The sequence below is a fragment of the Paraburkholderia sp. BCC1876 genome, from assembly GCF_902833695.1.
Lineage (GTDB): Bacteria > Pseudomonadota > Gammaproteobacteria > Burkholderiales > Burkholderiaceae > Paraburkholderia.
In genome coordinates this window covers 1-452 of sequence record NZ_CADFGI010000088.1, presented here as the reverse complement: position 1 = coordinate 452, position 452 = coordinate 1, and the positions used below count along the sequence as shown (strand labels likewise).

The 452-nt window shown below is 70.1% G+C and carries 1 pseudogene; it reads right to left on the bottom strand.

The window, feature by feature from the left end:
• A pseudogene (locus HWY05_RS37900) lies at positions 1 to 452 on the bottom strand (hypothetical protein); the annotation flags it as partial.

Sequence of the window (452 nt, the reverse complement as noted above, 5' to 3'; positions counted from 1 at the left end):
AGGCGGTTCCAGCGCAGCTCCGGCTTCGGATCGCCGGCGAAGGTGACGCTGCCCACGCCGACATCGCCGTCCACCGCCAGCGTGCCCTGCCATGACTGCAGCGCGTGGGCCTGGTCGTAGTCGGCCGACATCGAATCGACGTCGAAGGAGAAGCCCTTGGCGCGCTCGACCTGCGAGAACGTGCCGCGATACCAGAGCAGCGACCAGCCGCGCGAATCGGCGGCGCGCGTGACCACCGTGGCGGGCGGCCAGGCGATGTCGGTGACGGCCGCGCAGGGCCAGCCGTCGATGCTCTGTTCATAGGCCAGCGCGACATCGAAGGTGCTGTCGTCGTCGCTGTCGCGATGCTCGATGCCGCGGATCGACAGCGTGCCGAGCGCGACCGGCTGGTCGCTGCTGATGGCGCTGGGCTGCGAGGCCTCGCCGTGATCGTCGACCGGCGCGTACTGTAC